17 protein-coding genes are annotated in these 15660 nt (G+C 69.4%); 11 read left to right on the forward strand and 6 right to left on the reverse strand.

The features are described 5' to 3' along the window. The 3 genes from VEC04_RS13350 to VEC04_RS13360 all read right to left on the reverse strand — a co-directional run. On the reverse strand, window positions 1-662 hold a 662-nt coding region (locus tag VEC04_RS13350; RefSeq protein ID WP_324777483.1), incomplete at its 3' end, for a rod shape-determining protein. 237 nt (window positions 663-899) lie between these two features. Beyond that, the gene (locus tag VEC04_RS13355; RefSeq protein WP_324777484.1) at window positions 900-1619 is read right to left on the reverse strand and encodes a TVP38/TMEM64 family protein; all 720 of its coding nucleotides are present in this window, start codon (window positions 1617-1619) and stop codon (window positions 900-902) included. Window positions 1620-1688: 69 nt separating this feature from the next. Beyond that, window positions 1689-2438 carry an MBL fold metallo-hydrolase gene (locus VEC04_RS13360; RefSeq protein WP_324777485.1) on the reverse strand — a complete coding sequence of 250 codons (750 nt, stop codon included), beginning with the start codon at window positions 2436-2438 and terminating at the stop codon, window positions 1689-1691. 107 nt (window positions 2439-2545) lie between these two features. On the opposite strand from VEC04_RS13360, the gene VEC04_RS13365 reads away from it, so the two are divergent. The 5 genes from VEC04_RS13365 (at window position 2546) to VEC04_RS13385 (ending at window position 7584) form a co-directional block, all read left to right on the forward strand. Next, window positions 2546-3115 carry a helix-turn-helix domain-containing protein gene (locus tag VEC04_RS13365; protein ID WP_324777486.1) on the forward strand — a complete coding sequence of 190 codons (570 nt, stop codon included), beginning with the start codon at window positions 2546-2548 and terminating at the stop codon, window positions 3113-3115. A gap of 100 nt (window positions 3116-3215) precedes the next feature. Continuing rightward, window positions 3216-3839 (forward strand): DUF305 domain-containing protein, encoded by a 624-nt coding sequence (locus VEC04_RS13370; RefSeq protein WP_324777517.1) that lies wholly within the window; start codon window positions 3216-3218, stop codon window positions 3837-3839. 23 nt (window positions 3840-3862) lie between these two features. Then, the gene (locus VEC04_RS13375) at window positions 3863-5743 is read left to right on the forward strand and encodes a hypothetical protein (protein ID WP_324777487.1); all 1881 of its coding nucleotides are present in this window, start codon (window positions 3863-3865) and stop codon (window positions 5741-5743) included. Between the two features lie 11 nt (window positions 5744-5754). Then, window positions 5755-6303 (forward strand): hypothetical protein, encoded by a 549-nt coding sequence (locus VEC04_RS13380; RefSeq protein ID WP_324777488.1) that lies wholly within the window; start codon window positions 5755-5757, stop codon window positions 6301-6303. Between the two features lie 75 nt (window positions 6304-6378). After that, window positions 6379-7584, forward strand: a complete 1206-nt coding sequence (locus tag VEC04_RS13385; protein WP_324777489.1) for a pyridoxal phosphate-dependent aminotransferase — start codon at window positions 6379-6381, stop codon at window positions 7582-7584. A gap of 9 nt (window positions 7585-7593) precedes the next feature. Here the strand turns inward: VEC04_RS13385 and VEC04_RS13390 are convergent, their stop codons facing one another. After that, complete coding sequence (locus tag VEC04_RS13390) at window positions 7594-8610, reverse strand: polyprenyl synthetase family protein (protein WP_414642681.1); 1017 nt, start codon at window positions 8608-8610, stop codon at window positions 7594-7596. A 114-nt stretch (window positions 8611-8724) separates the two neighbouring features. On the opposite strand from VEC04_RS13390, the gene VEC04_RS13395 reads away from it, so the two are divergent. Genes VEC04_RS13395 through VEC04_RS13405 form a run of 3 tightly spaced genes read left to right on the forward strand, consistent with a single transcriptional unit; the run spans window position 8725 to window position 10598 of the window. Beyond that, the gene (locus tag VEC04_RS13395) at window positions 8725-9483 is read left to right on the forward strand and encodes a tRNA1(Val) (adenine(37)-N6)-methyltransferase (RefSeq protein ID WP_324777490.1); all 759 of its coding nucleotides are present in this window, start codon (window positions 8725-8727) and stop codon (window positions 9481-9483) included. 29 nt (window positions 9484-9512) lie between these two features. Beyond that, window positions 9513-10124: a TIGR02466 family protein gene (locus VEC04_RS13400; RefSeq protein ID WP_324777491.1), complete on the forward strand. Its 612-nt coding sequence runs from the start codon at window positions 9513-9515 to the stop codon at window positions 10122-10124. A 45-nt stretch (window positions 10125-10169) separates the two neighbouring features. After that, window positions 10170-10598 (forward strand): hypothetical protein, encoded by a 429-nt coding sequence (locus VEC04_RS13405; RefSeq protein WP_324777492.1) that lies wholly within the window; start codon window positions 10170-10172, stop codon window positions 10596-10598. A gap of 29 nt (window positions 10599-10627) precedes the next feature. Here the strand turns inward: VEC04_RS13405 and VEC04_RS13410 are convergent, their stop codons facing one another. Further along, window positions 10628-11077 (reverse strand): PA2169 family four-helix-bundle protein, encoded by a 450-nt coding sequence (locus VEC04_RS13410; RefSeq protein ID WP_324777493.1) that lies wholly within the window; start codon window positions 11075-11077, stop codon window positions 10628-10630. A 204-nt stretch (window positions 11078-11281) separates the two neighbouring features. Between VEC04_RS13410 and ettA the strand changes: the two genes are divergently transcribed. From ettA to VEC04_RS13425, 3 genes are all read left to right on the forward strand, one after another. Further along, on the forward strand, window positions 11282-12949 hold the full coding sequence (gene ettA / locus VEC04_RS13415; RefSeq protein ID WP_324777494.1) for an energy-dependent translational throttle protein EttA: 1668 nt from the start codon (window positions 11282-11284) through the stop codon (window positions 12947-12949). Window positions 12950-13190: 241 nt separating this feature from the next. Next, window positions 13191-14123, forward strand: a complete 933-nt coding sequence (locus VEC04_RS13420; protein ID WP_324777495.1) for a 2-hydroxyacid dehydrogenase — start codon at window positions 13191-13193, stop codon at window positions 14121-14123. A 98-nt stretch (window positions 14124-14221) separates the two neighbouring features. Next, window positions 14222-15079: a DUF6065 family protein gene (locus tag VEC04_RS13425; RefSeq protein WP_324777519.1), complete on the forward strand. Its 858-nt coding sequence runs from the start codon at window positions 14222-14224 to the stop codon at window positions 15077-15079. Here VEC04_RS13425 and VEC04_RS13430 read toward each other — a convergent pair whose 3' ends face one another. After that, on the reverse strand, window positions 15080-15592 hold the full coding sequence (locus VEC04_RS13430) for a hypothetical protein (RefSeq protein ID WP_324777496.1): 513 nt from the start codon (window positions 15590-15592) through the stop codon (window positions 15080-15082). Between the last annotated feature and the right edge of the window lie 68 nt (window positions 15593-15660).

The raw sequence follows: 15660 nt of genomic DNA on the forward strand, positions 1-15660 counted from the left end.
GTGCCGATGTCCTTCTTGATGCGCTCGGCGGTGGTCTCGCCGATCAGCAGGTTATGGTTGCGGCGCATGTAGCTGATGATCGCCTCGTCCATCTTGTCGCCGCCGACGCGGACCGAGCGCGAATAGACGATGCCCGACAGCGACAGCACGGCCACCTCGGTGGTGCCGCCGCCGATGTCGACGACCATCGAACCGGTCGGCTCGTGGATCGGCAGGCCGGCCCCGATCGCGGCGGCCATGGGCTCGTCGATCAGGCCCACGCGGCGGGCCGAGGCGTTGAGGCAGGAATCGTTGATGGCGCGGCGCTCGACGGCGGTGGCGCCCGACGGCACGCACACGATCACCTTGGGGTTCACGAAGCCCTTGCGGTTATGAACCTTACGGATGAAGTGCTTGATCATCTCCTCGGCGACTTCGAAGTCTGCAATGACCCCGTCGCGCATCGGACGGATGGCTTCCATGTGGCCGGGGGTGCGGCCCAGCATCTGCTTGGCCTCGATGCCGACGGCGTGGACGATCTTTCGGCCGCCGACATTGCGCAGGGCCACCACCGAGGGCTCGTTGAGCACGATGCCCTTGCCCTTCATGTAGATCAGGGTGTTGGCGGTGCCGAGGTCGATGGCGATGTCGTTCGAGATCGCGCCGAAAATGCTGTTGAACATGGATCCGGGATACCGTTCGTTCGGGCCTTAAATGGGGCGTTCGCAGTCTCGATCCGCTTCGGCGACGCCCGGCCGCGCGCATCCCCATCCGCGCCGCCTGCTGATCGTTATCGCCTGACCGACCGAAGGCCCGTTTGGCAGTGTGCGGAGGCGATTACAACCCCCATGCGGCGCGTCCGGGGCCCGTGTCCGCGCTATCTGCAGCGTGGCCGTTCACGTTCCCGTCAGCCAAGCTTCTCAGTCGGGCGCGCCGGCCGCCCGCTCGCGCCGTTTGACCAGTTCGCGCACGCCCAGCATCAGGCCGAGCCAGACCACCGCCACGCCCGCCAGGATGGCCGAAGTCCAGACGCCGTCGCCGCTGACCGCCGAGACCACCGCCCCGCCGAAGAAGGCCACCAGGGCGGTCTTGGGCAGTACGCCCAAGGCGCAGCCGAGCAGATAGGCCGGGAACGAGGCGCGGGTCGCGCCGAAGGCCATGTTGACGACGATGAACGGCGCCGAGGGCACGTTGCGGATCATGAAGCTGGCGTAGAAGGCGTTCTTGCCGACGAAGCCCTTCAGCCGGTTCAGGGTGCGGCCGCCGAAGCGGTCGACCATCCGCGCCGTCGGTCCCCGACCCAGCCAGTAGGTCACGCCCGCCGAGGCGATGGTCGCCACCCAGCTGTAGGCGAAGCCGAGCCACGGCCCGAAGGCGACGACGCAGGCTGCGATGAGGATGAATTGCGGCGCCCCGATGAAGGCGGCGACGATGAACAGGATGACCGTGGCCACGAAGGCCCAAGGGCTGCCGGCATAGCCCTGCAGCCACGCCTCCAGCTTCTCCTCGGCAGCCAGCCCCAGCTGCGACTTGCCGATCATCAGCAGGGCCACCGTGGCGCCGAGCAGCAGCGCCGTCGCCAGCAGGGTCCGCCACCGGCGGCCCTCCATGTTGAGGATGAAGTCGAGAAGGCGGCGCATCAGGGCCGATTAGCATCCGCGGATGGCGGCGGCGAGCGTGGAGCGATCGCCGCCGGCCTCAGGCTCCCATCACGCGAACGCCGGCTCGGGCGCGGGTCGACGGGCAAGGGCGCGGCGGTCGTAGTCGTCCGCCAGGGCCCGCAAGGCGCCCGCGCCGTCGCCCGCGAAGGACGGCCCGTGCATCAGGGCCAGGGTGTGGGGAGCCAGCCCGGAAAGCCGGCGGATCGTCGACCCCATGTCCGGACTTTGGGCGGAGTAGCCGAACACGTCCTCCGCCGCGATGGCGGCCTCGACAATGTCGCGCTCCACCAGAGGCGGTTCGTCGCCATTCTGAGTGAAGAGGTCGCCGCAGAACAAGGCGCCGGTCGACTCCTCGTAGAGCACGCCCGCGTCCCAGCCATGCGGCGTGTGGGGGGTGTCGATGTAACGGACCCGCTTGCCGCCGCCCAGGTCGATCACCTCGCCGTCGTCGAGCGCGCGCGGCGGCCGATCGGCCATGTCGTTCAGGGAGACCTCGCATCCGGTGCGGCCGTGGGCGATCACCGCATGGGGGGCGACGGCGAGCCACTCGTTCATGGACCCGCACTCGTCGGCCTCGAAATGGCCGAAGGTGATCCAGCGCAGCCTTTCCGGGGCCATCACCCGGGACGCCGCCTCCAGCACGAGCGGGAACATGCGGCGAGGTCCCGTGTGGAACAGCAGCGGCTCGTCCCCGAGGATGAGGAACTGGTTGAAGGTCAGGCCACCGGGGCCGACCTCCGGCACGAAGGTGGACAGGCGATAGACGCCGTCGGCGATCTCGGCGAGGCGGGTCTGCATAGCTTTCTCCAGTTGGACGGTGCGGATATTTCGTAGTACATCGCTGTGTACCGAAATTCTCCGCGCGTCAATATGGCTGCGCATGCCTGTTCAGTGAATTATTTTTCATGGCCCGAAGCTACACCCTGAAACGGCGCGCCGAGCAGCAGGCGCAGACCCGGCGGCGGATCGTCGAGGCCGCCGTCGACCTGCACGGTACGGTGGGGCCCGCGCGCACCAGCCTGAGCATGGTCGCGGAGCGGGCCGGCGTTCAGCGCAACACCTTCTATGCCCACTTCCCGGACGAGCAGAGCCTGCTGCTGGCCTGCTCCGCCCACTTCCTCGCGGGCGCGCCGCCGCCGGAGGCCGTGGATTGGCGAGGCCTGAAGGACACGGGAGAGAGGCTTCGGACCGGGCTGAGCGCGGTCTATGACTGGTATGGCCGGACCGCCGACGTCACCGGGTGCGTCCTGCGAGACGCCGAGCACCATGCGCCGACCCGGGAGATCTCGGAACTGCGCCTTGGCCCCACGATCACGGCCTGGCACGAGGTGCTGGGCTCTGACCTGTCTCCCGCCCAGCAGGCGCTGCTGCACCTGGCGCTGGATTTCCACAGCTGGCGCGCCCTGGTGCGGGAGACCGGTCTCGACGAGGCCGCGGCGGCGGACCTGATGGCTGGCGCCATCGAGCGCGCCTAGGACCGGCGGCGCTTTTCCAGCTTGCCCCCGCCGGTTTCTGGCCCCTACTCTCCCCGCCAGCCGCCCCTCCCCACGGCCGGAGCCTGAGAATTTGAGCCTGATGCTGACAGGGATCGTCGTTGGCCTGGTCGCGGCCCTGACGCCGCCCCAGACACCGCCGATCTTCAATCCCGGCGCGCCGGGCGAGACATCACGGATGATCAGCGCCGCCGAAGCGGTGGAGCTGAGCCGGACCGGGTTCGTCGAGGCCGACGTCCGCTTCATGCGGCACATGCTGGTCCATCACGCCCAGGCGGTGGAGATGGTCGAGCTGCTCAGGACCCGCACGGCGTCGCATAAGGTGCGTCTGATGGGCGAGCGGATCGCGCTCAGCCAGGCGGCCGAGATGGCGCTGATGGAGGAGTGGCTGGCCGCCCGCGCTCTGCCGAAGACGGCGGCAGACCCTCACGCCGGCCATGCCGGAGCCGCCGACCAGCCGCTGATGCCGGGCATGCTGTCGCCGGCGCAGATGGCGGCGCTGGCCGCCGCGACCGGACCCGAGTTCGACCGGCTGTTCCTCGAAGGCATGATCCAGCACCATCAGGGCGCGCTGGACATGGTCGAAGCGCTGCTGGACGATCCGGACGCGGCCGAGGATCCGATGCTGTCCGACTTCGCCAGCTCCGTCACCGCCGACCAGTCGGCCGAAATCCTGCGCATGCACTCCATTCTGTCCGAGCTTTAGATCCATTCATCCGAGGGGCGACCATGAACATCCGCAGTCTTCTATTGAGCTCCGCCGTGGCGGCCAGCGTCCTGTTCGGAGCAGCGGCGGCCCAGGCCCAGACCGCCCCCGAGGGCCAGTCCCCGCCGGTCGGGACGGACGTCCGCTCGACCTTGGCGCCCGGGCTGCACGACGCCGGGCAGGCCATTTCCAATCTGACGCTGGAGCATTCGGTCCAGCCGGCCCCCGGCTTCTTCGACCCCGAAGCCATTTTCGCCCCGCCGACGCGCGAGGAGGCGGAAGCCGCGCGGGTGCGGGCGGCGGCGGTCGAGGCCGGGACCGCAGAGCCTTTGCCGCCGCGAAAATACAGCCCCCTGGCTATGGCCAACAGCGACATGGCGATGTCGAACGGACGGCTGTTCGTAGGCAATTTCAACGGCTTCAACGCCTATGACGTGAGCGGCGACGGCCCGCCGGAACTGGTCCTGTCCGTGGTCTGCCCCGGCGGCCAGGGCGATGTATCGGTGCACGGGAACCTGCTGTTCATGTCGGTCGAGCAGAACCGCGGTCGTCTGGACTGCGGCGTCCGCGGCGCCGAGGGCGAGGTCAACGCCGAACGCTTCCGCGGCATCCGCATCTTCGACATCAGCGACCTGTCCGCTCCGCGCCAGATCGCGGCGGTGCAGACCTGCCGCGGCTCGCACACCCACACCCAGGTCCCGCACCCGACAGACCCGAACGTGCTCTACATCTACAACTCGGGCACTTCGAGCGTGCGCAAGAGCGAGGAGCTGGCGAGCTGCCAGGGCGGCGAACCGGGCGAAAACCCCGAAACCGCGCTGTATTCCATTGACGTGATCAAGGTGCCGCTGAACGCGCCGGAACAGGCCGCCATCGTCAACCGCCCGCGCATCTTCGCCGACCGCGAGACGGGCGAGATCGCCGGCCTGTGGAAGGGCGGCAAATTCGGCGTGGCCGGCCAAGACACGGCCCAGACCAACCAGTGCCATGACATCACCGTCTATCCGGAAATCGGTCTGGCGGCGGGCGCGTGTAGCGGCAACGGCATCCTGCTGGACATCTCGGATCCGGAGAACCCGTCGCGGGTGTCGGAGCTGTTCGATCCGGACATGGCCTACTGGCACTCGGCCACCTTCAACGTCGCGGGCGACAAGGTGCTGTTCACCGACGAATGGGGCGGCGGCACCTCGGCGCGCTGCCGGGCCGAGGATCCCCACAGCTGGGGCGCGGACCTGATCGCAACGATCGAGAACGGGCGCCTCGTCGGCCAGAATTTCTTCAAACTCCCGGCCGCCCAGGGCGGGACGGAGAACTGCGTCGCCCACAACGGCAATCTGATCCCGGTGCCGGGCCGTGATCTGATGCTACAGGCCTGGTACCAGGGGGGTATCTCGATCATCGACTTCACCGACCCGGCGCGGCCGACCGAGATCGCCTGGTTCGACCGCGGGCCGATCGATGCGGAGAGGCTTTACGTGGGCGGCCACTGGTCGGCCTACTGGTTCAACGGCCGCATCTACGCCAGCGAGATCGCGCGTGGCTTCGACGTATTGAAACTGGCGCCCGGCGAACACCTGTCGGCGGCCGAGATCGCGGTGGCCGAACGGGTCATGGCGGAGACCATCAACCCGCAGACCCAGACCCGGCCCGTGTGGGAGGACCATCCCGACGTGGCGCAGGCCTATCTGGACCAGTTGGCGCGGTCGGGAGGACTCGAGACCGGCCTCGCCGAGAGGGCGCGGGCGGCGGTCGAGCAGTGGCGCGGCGGCCGCGCCAACCGGGGTCGGGCGACGGAGCTGTCGCAGGCTCTCGCGGCGGCGGTCGGCGAGAACACGGCCAAGGCCGACGCGGCGCGGCTGACAGCGCTCTCGGAGCTGTTCGGCCGGCTCGGGCGGCGGGGCTGAGGGAGGCCGGGATGCGTTTGACGAGCCTCGCCGTCGCCGTGGCGCTGAGCTGTGCCGTTCCGGCGGCCGCCCGGACGCCGCCTGCCCCGCCGTCGGCGTCGACGGCGCAGCCTGCCGACGTCGCCTCGCCCGAGGCCATCGTCACGGCGCTGTACGACGTGATCTCCGGCGACGCGGGGGTCGAGCGGGACTGGGACCGGTTCCGCTCGCTGTTCCACCCGACCGCACGGCTGATGCCGTCGGGGGTCAACCGCGAGGGCGTGGGCGTGGCCCGCTCGATCACGCCGGACGAGTACATCGAGCGTAGCGGCCCGGTGCTGATGCGCGACGGCTTCCACGAGCGCGAGATCGCCCGCACGTCCGAGCGGTTCGGCCACATGGTCCACGTCTGGTCGACCTATGACAGCGTACACAGCCAGTCGGACGCGGCGCCGTTCATGCGCGGGATCAACAGCATCCAGCTGTTCCACGACGGCTCCCGCTGGTGGATCCTGAGCGTCTACTGGCTGGCCGAGACGCCGGACACGCCGATCCCGCCGGAGTATCTACCGGCCGGGTGAGCAGAGACGACCGTCCGGCATTTGATCGGCCTTTCGCAACTGCGTAAGGAATGGCCGCCGTTCCGGAGTCGCACCATGTCCAGCCTGCAGTCCGCCGCCCTCGCTCGCGTAAAGCCGTCGGCCACCCTGGCGGTGACCGCGCGGGCGCGCGAGCTGAAGCGCGAGGGCCGCGACGTGATCGGGCTCGGCGCCGGCGAGCCGGACTTCGACACGCCGGACAACATCAAGGAGGCCGCCATCGCCGCGATCCGGCGCGGCGAGACGAAATACACGGACGTCGACGGCATCCCCGAACTGAAGGCGGCCGTGGCGGCCAAGTTCGCCCGCGAGAACGGGCTCAAGTACGCGACCAGCCAGATCCACGTCGCGCCGGGCGGCAAGACGGTGATCTACAACGCCCTGGTCGCGACCCTGTCGCCCGGCGACGAGGTGATCGTGCCGGCGCCCTACTGGGTGTCCTATCCGGACATGGTGCTGCTGGCCGGCGGCGAGCCGGTGACCGTGGTCGGCCACGAGACGGACGGCTTCAAGCTGCGGCCGGAGGCGCTGGAGGCGGCGATCACGCCGAAGACGAAATGGCTGATCCTCAACTCGCCGTCGAACCCGACCGGCGCGGCCTACACCGGCGAGGAGCTCGAGGCGCTGGCCGCCGTGCTGCGCCGTCACCCGCAGGTGTGGGTGCTGACCGACGACATGTACGAGCACCTGATCTACGGCGACTTCGAATACCGGACCATCGCCCAGGTCGCGCCGGACCTGTACGACCGGACGCTGACGGTGAACGGCGTATCCAAGGCCTACGCCATGACCGGCTGGCGCATCGGCTACGGCGGCGGGCCGAAGCCGCTGATCGATCTGATGCGCAAGGTGGCCGGCCAGACGACGACCAATCCCTCGGCGATCAGCCAGTGGGCGGCGGTCGAGGCGCTGAACGGACCGCAGGACTTCATCGCGGAACGTGCGAAGCATTTCGAGGCGCGCCGCGACCTGGTGGTGTCGATGCTGAACCAGGCGGCCGGCGTTCGCTGCGCCACCCCGGAGGGGGCCTTCTACGTCTATCCGTCGATCGAGGGGCTGATCGGCAAGAAGACCGGGAGCGGCGCGACGATCGACGGCGACGACACGTTCGCGGCCGAACTGCTGGACGCGGAAGGCGTGGCGGTGGTGCAGGGTTCGGCCTTCGGCCTGAGCCCCTATTTCCGGATCAGCTATGCGACGTCCGAGAGCGTGCTCGAAGAAGCGTGCCGGCGCATCCAGCGCTTCTGCGCCTCGTTGCGCTGAGGCGGGGCGCTAGGACGCCCGGCTGACGGCGAAGTCGGCCAGCTGCTCCAGCGCCGAGCGCCATTCGCTGGCGGGGAGCGGCTTCAGCGCCTCCTGGGCGGCGGCGGCGTAGTCCCAGGCGATGTCGAGCGTGGCGCCGATGGCGCCGGCGCCGAAGATCAGCTCGCGGGCGCGGCGGAAGTCGTCGTCGGTGCGCTGGCCCTGATTGATGGTGCGCTCCCAGAAGGCGTCCTCGCGACCGCGGGTGCGGGCGGCGGCGAGCAGCAGGGGCAGGGTCACCTTGCCCTCGTGGAAGTCGTCGCCGGCGTTCTTGCCGAGGGTCACGGAGGCGCCGCCGTAGTCCAGCGCGTCGTCGGCCAGCTGGAAGGCGATGCCGAGGTTGAGACCGTAGGCCCGAAGGGCCTGCACCGCTTCCTCGTCGGCGCCCGCCCCGACCGCGCCGGCCTCGGCGGCGGCGGCGAACAGTTCGGCCGTCTTGGCCGAGATGATGCGCAGATAGGTGTCCTGGTCGAGGTTCAGGTCGTGGGCGCGGGTCAGCTGCAGCACCTCGCCCTCCGAGATGACACTGGAGGCGGTGGCGAGGATGCCGAGGGCGCGCATCTGGCCGGTCTCGACCATCAGTTCGAAGGCGCGGGCGAACAGGAAGTCGCCGACCAGCACGCTGGACGGCGCGCCCCAGATCAGGTGGGCGGCGGTCTTGCCGCGCCGCAGATTGGAGCTGTCGACGACGTCGTCATGCAGCAGGGTGGCGGTGTGGATGAATTCGACCGCCGCCGCCAGCTTGCGCGAGGCGGCGATGTCGTCGGCGGCTCCGGAGGCCCGGGCGGCCGCCACGGTCAGCAGGGGGCGCAGGCGCTTGCCGCCCGCCGAGACCAGATGCTCGGCCAGCAGCGGAATCACCGGCACCTGCGACTGCATCCGCTCGACGATCAGGGCGTCGACGGCGGTCATGTCATGCGTCGCCAGCCGCACCAGCGGCTCAACGTCTCCCTTGGGGCGGGACTCGGCGACGGTGACAGCGTCCAACGGAGAACTCATGGGCACGGCGCGGGGGGAGGATCACGCCTGAAAATCCAGCCGCCGCTTGCGGGGCGGCGATGCGGCGCACAATGGTGATCGGGCCATGAAGGGTCAAGCTGCGTGACCGTCGCACCGTTCGTTCCGCAAGGCGGAGACATCGTCGAGAACGCCCTGCTGGGCGGGCGCGTCCGGCTGCGCCAGCCGGCGAAGGGCTATCGCGCCGGAATGGACGCCGCCCTGCTGGCCGCGGCGGCGGGCGCGCAGGCGGGCGAACGGGTCATTGAGGCGGGCTGCGGCGCGGGCGCCGTGCTGATGCAGATGGCGGCGCGGGCGGCGGGCGTCCGGTTGACCGGCGTGGAGCGCGATCCGGTCATGGCGGCGCTGGCGCGGGAGAACGCCGCGCTCAACGGGGCCGATGCGACCATTGTCGAGGGCGACGTGGCGGGCGGGTTCAGGGCGCTGGGGCTGGAGCCGTTCGACCGGGCGATCAGCAATCCCCCGTTCTTCGACAATCCCGAGGCGTTGCGGACGCCCTCCCCCGGCAAGCATGGGGCGTGGATGGCCGACGACGGGCTGGGCGCGTGGACGCGCTTCCTTCTCAAGGCGGTGCGCGAGGGCGGACGGATCGTGGTCATCCACCGCGCCGACCGGCTGGCCGACCTTCTGGCCCTGCTGGGCGAGACGGCCGGGTCGTTCGCGGTGCGGCCCGTTCACCCCTTCGCCGACGAACCGGCCAAGCGGGTGCTGGTCCAGGCGATCAAGACCGGCAAGGCGCCGCTTCGGCTGCTGCCGCCGCTGGTGCTGCACGACCGGTCCGGCGGCAAGCACACCCCGGAGGCCGAGGCCATCCTGCGGGGCGAGGCGGGGCTGCTCTTCTGATCCCCCTCCCCTTGCGCTAGACAGCCGCCATGTCGCTGCGCCCGCTGTTCGTCACCCAGGTCTACGAAGCGTCGCTGGCCGACGCGCCCGACTTCGCCGCCTTCAACGAGTCGCTGGCCGACGCCTGCCGGATGCTGGCGGCGGAGGACCTGGCGGGGCGGATCTGGTGTCGGGAGCACGGCTATCGCGGCTATACCTCCTACGGCTCGTTGACCGACCTGCCGCAGCGGATGCCGGAGTTCGCCGAACTGAAACGGCGCCTGGACCGGCACGCGCTGGCCTGCGCCAGCGCGCTGAATTTCGATCTGGCGCGGCGGCCGCGGCTGAACAGCCTGTGGGTCAACATCCTCAAGCCCGGCGGCGGGCACTCCGGTCACATCCATCCGCACGCCTTCCTGAGCGGCACCGTCTATCTTGAGGTGCCAGACGGCGCCTCGGCGCTGAAGCTGGAGGACCCGCGTCTGCCGATGATGATGGCCCGTCCGGCGGTGCACGCCGACGCGCCCGAGGCCGAGCGGCCGTTCGTCTATCTGACTCCGAAGGCCGGAACGGTGCTGATCTGGGAGAGCTGGCTGCGCCACGAAGTGCCGGTCAACGCCGCGAAGAGCGAACGCATCTCCGTCAGCTTCAACTACGCCTAGGGACATCCCGTCGCGCCGTTAGGTCGGCGGCAACCTGATGGCGCCATGGTGGCCGTCATGGACGCGCTGACGCGCGCCACGGACGACGGCCCCATGTTCATGCCCCGCGCAACCGGCCTGATCCTGCTGTTCTACGGCATCTTCCACGCGTCCATGGGAGCGGTTCAGGGCGAGTTGCCCTGGCTGATCGCGGCGGTCCTGCTCGGGATCGGAGGCACGGCCCTGCTGCTCGAGCGCCCGTGGAGCCGCACGGTGGTCTACGCCAGCGCACTGTCGGCGGCGGCCGTCGGCCTGATCAGCCAGGTGGCCTCGGCGTCCCAGGCCGGGGTCGACATCCCCCTCGCCATCGTGATCTGGGCCCTTTGGACCTCGCTCTGGCTCGCCGTCGCCTATGTCGGCGCGCGCTATCTGCCGGATGGGCGGGATGGCGAGGACCCGATCCTGGCAGGCGGAGAGCCATCCCCCCTGGCCTGACGTTCCCGGGTCCCTGCGGGCGTCCCGGATCAGTGCATCCCGGACTTCATCCGCTTCATCTCCTCGTGATCCGTGCGGATTGCGGCGCATTCCGACTCGATCAGCCGCCGCACATGGTCGGGCAGCTCCGGATCGCGCGACGCCGCCTCGAATTTCTCCTCGATGAAGCTTTCGCCGCGGTCGACTTCGGCAAGGACGCTTTCGTCGTCCCGCCCCATGATCTTGCCCTTCAGCTCGGTGAAGACGTTGTGCGCCTTGCCCATGGCGGACTGGTCGGTCTCCGGTTCGCCGCCGAAACTGCGGACCTCGGACTGAAGGCGGCGCGACAGCTCTTCGCGGGTCGAGGCCTTGCGCGACAGCAGCGAGCGGATCGGCGGGCTCTCGGCGCCTTCGGCGGCGTCGCGATAGCCGTTGGCGCTGTCGAGGGTGGTTTCGATCAGGCTGTTGAGGACCTTGACGGCATGATGCTGGCTTTGCACGGCGAACTCCCTGAGTGGCGAAGATCGACAAACCCTTGCTGCCCGGGAGCGTTCCCGGCCTGGCGGCGGTCTCCGCCTTTCGTGACCTGCAAGCGCCTTCAAACCGCCCTGCCCGGTCCTTAGGGATTTGCCCTGACGGCGCGCGGTCGCTACACCCCGCGCCAACCTCCCCGCACTTCCAGACGACAGGGCTGAACGCACCCCATGGCGCAGCAATATATTTTCCAGATGCAGGGTCTGACCAAGACCTTTCCCGGCGGCAAGAAGATCTTCGAAAACATCTGGTTGAGCTTCTATAACGACGCCAAGATCGGCGTCGTCGGGGTCAACGGCTCCGGCAAGTCCACCCTGCTGAAGATCATGGCCGGGCTGGACAGCGAGTTCACCGGCGAGGCCCGCGCCGCCGACGGCGTCAAGCGCGGCTATCTGGAGCAGGAGCCGCAGCTCGATCCGGCCCTGACCGTTCGCGAGAACGTCGAGGCTTGGTGCGAGGAGAAGCAGTGGGTCAACCGCTTCAACGCCATCGCCATGGAAATGGCCGAGAACTACTCAGACGAGCTGATGGAGGAGATGACCGCCCTCCAGGAGAAGATCGACGCCGGCGATGTCTGGGACATCGACAGCCGCATCGAAATGGCCATGGACGCCCTGCGCTGCCCGCCGGACGACTGGGAGGTGACCAACCTCTCGGGCGGCGAGAAGCGCCGCGTGGCCCTGGCCCGGCTGCTGCTCAGCAAGCCGGACATGCTTCTGCTCGACGAGCCGACCAACCACCTCGACGCCGAGTCGGTGGCCTGGCTGCAGCACCACCTCGAGAACTTCCCCGGCTGCGTCATCCTGGTGACCCACGACCGCTACTTCCTCGATCTGGTGACCAGGTGGACGCTGGAGCTGGACCGCGGCAAGGGCCACCCGCACGAGGGCAACTACTCCTCGTGGCTGGAGGCCAAGCAGAAGCGCGTCGTGCAGGAGCAGTCGGAGTCCGAAGCCCGCCAGCGCGCCCTCACCCGCGAATTGGAATGGGTCCGCTCGGGCGCCAAGGCCCGTCAGGCCAAGTCCAAGGCCCGTCTCGCCGCCTATGAGCGGATGGTGGACGAGCAGGAGAGCATGCGCGGGGCCCAGACCCACGCCGTCATCCAGATCCCGCCCGGCCCGCGCCTCGGCAATGTCGTGCTCGAGGTCGAGAACCTCGAGAAGGAATACGGCGACAAGATCCTGTTCAAGGGACTGTCGTTCAAGCTGCCGCCCAACGGCATCGTCGGCGTCATCGGCCCCAACGGCGCCGGCAAGTCCACCCTGTTCCGCCTGATCACCGGTCAGGAGAAGCCTGACGCCGGCACGATCCGCGTCGGCGAGACGGTCAAGCTGGCCTATGTCGACCAGAGCCGCGACGACCTCGAGCCCAACAAGACCATCTGGGAGGTGATCTCGGGCGGCACCGACGTGATGATGGTCGGCAAGCGCGAGATCAACACCCGCGCCTATGTCGGCAGCTTCAACTTCAAGGGCGGCGATCAGCAGAAGAAGGTCGGCCAGCTGTCGGGCGGCGAGCGCAACCGCGTGCACCTGGCCAAGACGCTGGCGACGGGCGGCAACCTGATCCTGCTCGACGAACCGACCAACGACCTCGACATCGAGACGCTGCAGAACCTCGAGGAGGCGCTGGAAGGCTTCGCCGGCTGCGCCGTGGTCATCTCCCACGACCGCTGGTTCCTCGACCGTCTGGCCACCCACATCCTCGCCTTCGAGGGCGACAGCCACGTCGAGTGGTTCGAAGGGAACTTCGAGGCCTATGAGGAGGACAAGAAGCGTCGGCTGGGGGTCGAGAGCCTTATTCCGCACCGCATCAAGTTCCAGAAATTCGGGCGGTAGGATATCCGGCCCCAACCGGGTCCCGGGTTCGGCGGGGACGGTTCATCACGACGGGCACGACGAAGGCGCGGCGGACACGACGGGGCCGGAGAACGCCCCGGAGACAGCTGGGCTCGCGCAGGTGGGGCCGCATGTCACCCTCGGCCCCGACGGCGGCCAGAGGGGTCCGTCACGGCCGTGGGGCTTCGACGGGATGTAGCGCCGGCTTGGCGCGGGCGGCCGGGGCTGGTCTAATCGGATCATGCCCCAACGCCCCGCCCTGCTGATCATGCAGCGCCATCTGGCGCCGCTTACGGTCTTTCTCGAGAGCGCCTACGACGTCTATCGCTTCTGGGAGGGGCCGCCGCTTGAGGCCGAACACGACATCCGCGCGCTGGTGGTGGCGGGGGAATTCCCGCTGGACAAGCACCTGATCGAGAGCCTGCCGAACCTGCAGCTGATCGCCTGCTTCACCTCGGGCTACGACCGCATCGACGTCGAGTGGTGTCGGGCGCGCGGCCTGGCCGTGACGCACGCGCCGGGGGTCAATCACGAGGACGTCGCCGATCACGCCATCGGCCTGATCCTCGCCGCGCGTCGCCAGATCGCCGCCGGGGACCGGGGCCTGCGGGCCGGAGAATGGACGGTCGATTCCAAGATGATCACCCCGTCGCTGAACGGACAGCGGATCGGGATCGTCGGCCTGGGCAGCATCGGCGAGGCCGTGGCGAGGCGGGCCGAGGTACTGCGCATGGCGGTGCGCTGGTGGGGGCCGCGCGAGAAGACGGCGGCCTGGCCGCGGGCGGAATCGCTGCTGGAGCTGGCGCGGGAGAGCGACATTCTCGTCGTCGCCTGCAAGGCCGACGACGGCAACGTAGGCCTGATTTCGCGTGAGATCATGGAGGCGCTGGGCCCGGGCGGACTGCTGGTCAATGTGGCGCGCGGCCAGCTGGTCGACGAGGCCGCCCTGATCGCGGCGCTGAGGGACGGGCGGCTGGGTCAGGCCGCCCTGGACGTGTTCGAGGACGAGCCGACCGACGCAAGCCGCTGGGCCGACGTGCCGAACACCGTGTTGACGCCACACACGGGCGGGGCCACGACCGAGGCCGTTCAGGGCATGCTGATGTTGCTGATGCAGAATCTGCAGGCCGCCTTCGCCGGCGAACCGCTGAAGACACCGGTTCCGGAGGCCTGAGCCGCGCTTCAGGCTGGCGCGGCGTATGGGGCGTGGCATAGTCGGGCTCGCCGTCAAGTTGCGAGTCCATCTTGTCAGAAACCTCTCCCGTCCCCTCCCTGTCGCCAGACGACTCCGCGCCGCGTCTCGAGTGTTTCCCGACGCGGCCCTCGCCGCCCGAACTGGTCCCGGGGCGGCCGGACCGGGACTGGATGGACGCCTTCACCGCCCGACATCCGTACCGCTGCCTGCCGCTGAGCATGGCCAATACGACCGGCTGGGAGATCCTGTGCCCGTTCGGCTTCGAGGCGGAATGGGACGGCGGCCTCGGCGCGGAGGCGATCCGGTTCACGCCCGACGCCGACGCGACCCTGTTCGAACATTTCGCGGCCTCGCACTTCACCCACGGCATCATCACCTTCCACACCGGCTGGCTGTTCCGCACGCCGGCGGGATGGGCGCTGAGAGCCTCGGGCAGCCCCAACCGGTTCAAGCACGGGCTGGCCGCGCTGGAGGGTCTCGTCGAGACCGACTGGCTGCCCTACCCCTTTACGATGAACTGGGCCTTCACCGCGCCGGGCAAGGTGCGGTTCGAGAAGGGCGAGCCCTTCTGCTTCATCCAGCCGGTCGAGCACCGCCGGATCGAGGCCTTCGAGCCGGTTCGGGTGTCGATGGACGTCGACGCCGATCTGGCCCGCCAGTACGAGACCTGGAAGGAAACCCGGACGCTGTTCAACAACAGCATGGCCGACGGCGATCCCGAGGCCATCAAGCAGGCGTGGCAGCGCTACTATTTCCGCGGCGAGTATCCGGATCAGGCCGAGCCGCGGCCGGAAGGTCACGTCAACAAGCGGCGGCTGGCGCCCCTGCCCGATGCGCCGCCGGCGCAGACTCCGCCCGCGTCCGGACCGCGGGTCGACTTCAGGGGCTGGTCGGCGGTGGGGGCGATCGGATCGAAGGCGCCGGCCGGCGACTGATCAGTCGCCGCCGGGCATCTCAGGCATTGGCGTCGGCTCCGGCGTCGGCATGGGTATGGCCGGCGGGCGCTGAGGGGCCGGCGGACGCGGCAGTTCGTCGTCCGACAGCGTGCCGTCGCCGTTCGCATCCATCCGCGTGAACATCCGCTCGGCCCCGGCGATCAGCTCCTCGCGCGAGATGCGGCCGTCGTTGCTCGAGTCCGACTGTGCGATCATCCGGCGCAGGCGCCCGCCGCCCATGGCCGCGGCCGGGCCGCTGCTCAGGACCGCCAGTTCGTCCCCGGTGATGGCGGCGTCCTGATTGGCATCGAGGCGCCCGAACAGACGGTCCGCAAAGGCCGGAACCTCGGCCAGGGTGCGCGCCGGGGCCATGCCCCCGCCCATGCCCCCGCCTTGGCCCCCGCCTTGGCCCCCGCCTTGGCCCCCGCCGGGCGGCGTCTGCGCCTGGGCGGGCGAGGCGAGGACGAACAGGGCGCCGATGCAGGCCGCCAGGGCGTTCGCACGAATGGTCATGGCTCGGATTCCAAAATGCTGTGCCGGCCCCGACAGATTGTTCCCGAACCCTCGCCTTGGCCAGCGGT

Source organism: Brevundimonas sp. (assembly GCF_035626535.1).
GTDB lineage: Bacteria > Pseudomonadota > Alphaproteobacteria > Caulobacterales > Caulobacteraceae > Brevundimonas.

What these genes read in the sequence shown, in the direction of transcription:
- VEC04_RS13385 (WP_324777489.1), top strand. Translation starts at nt 6,379, where the DNA reads ATGTCCAGCCTGCAGTCCGCCGCCCTCGCTCGCGTAAAGCCGTCGGCC.
- VEC04_RS13430 (WP_324777496.1), bottom strand. Translation starts at nt 15,592, where the DNA reads ATGACCATTCGTGCGAACGCCCTGGCGGCCTGCATCGGCGCCCTGTTC.
- VEC04_RS13355 (WP_324777484.1), bottom strand. Translation starts at nt 1,619, where the DNA reads ATGCGCCGCCTTCTCGACTTCATCCTCAACATGGAGGGCCGCCGGTGG.
- VEC04_RS13365 (WP_324777486.1), top strand. Translation starts at nt 2,546, where the DNA reads ATGGCCCGAAGCTACACCCTGAAACGGCGCGCCGAGCAGCAGGCGCAG.
- VEC04_RS13405 (WP_324777492.1), top strand. Translation starts at nt 10,170, where the DNA reads ATGGTGGCCGTCATGGACGCGCTGACGCGCGCCACGGACGACGGCCCC.
- ettA (WP_324777494.1), top strand. Translation starts at nt 11,282, where the DNA reads ATGGCGCAGCAATATATTTTCCAGATGCAGGGTCTGACCAAGACCTTT.
- VEC04_RS13400 (WP_324777491.1), top strand. Translation starts at nt 9,513, where the DNA reads ATGTCGCTGCGCCCGCTGTTCGTCACCCAGGTCTACGAAGCGTCGCTG.
- VEC04_RS13360 (WP_324777485.1), bottom strand. Translation starts at nt 2,438, where the DNA reads ATGCAGACCCGCCTCGCCGAGATCGCCGACGGCGTCTATCGCCTGTCC.
- VEC04_RS13420 (WP_324777495.1), top strand. Translation starts at nt 13,191, where the DNA reads ATGCCCCAACGCCCCGCCCTGCTGATCATGCAGCGCCATCTGGCGCCG.
- VEC04_RS13370 (WP_324777517.1), top strand. Translation starts at nt 3,216, where the DNA reads ATGCTGACAGGGATCGTCGTTGGCCTGGTCGCGGCCCTGACGCCGCCC.
- VEC04_RS13380 (WP_324777488.1), top strand. Translation starts at nt 5,755, where the DNA reads ATGCGTTTGACGAGCCTCGCCGTCGCCGTGGCGCTGAGCTGTGCCGTT.
- VEC04_RS13375 (WP_324777487.1), top strand. Translation starts at nt 3,863, where the DNA reads ATGAACATCCGCAGTCTTCTATTGAGCTCCGCCGTGGCGGCCAGCGTC.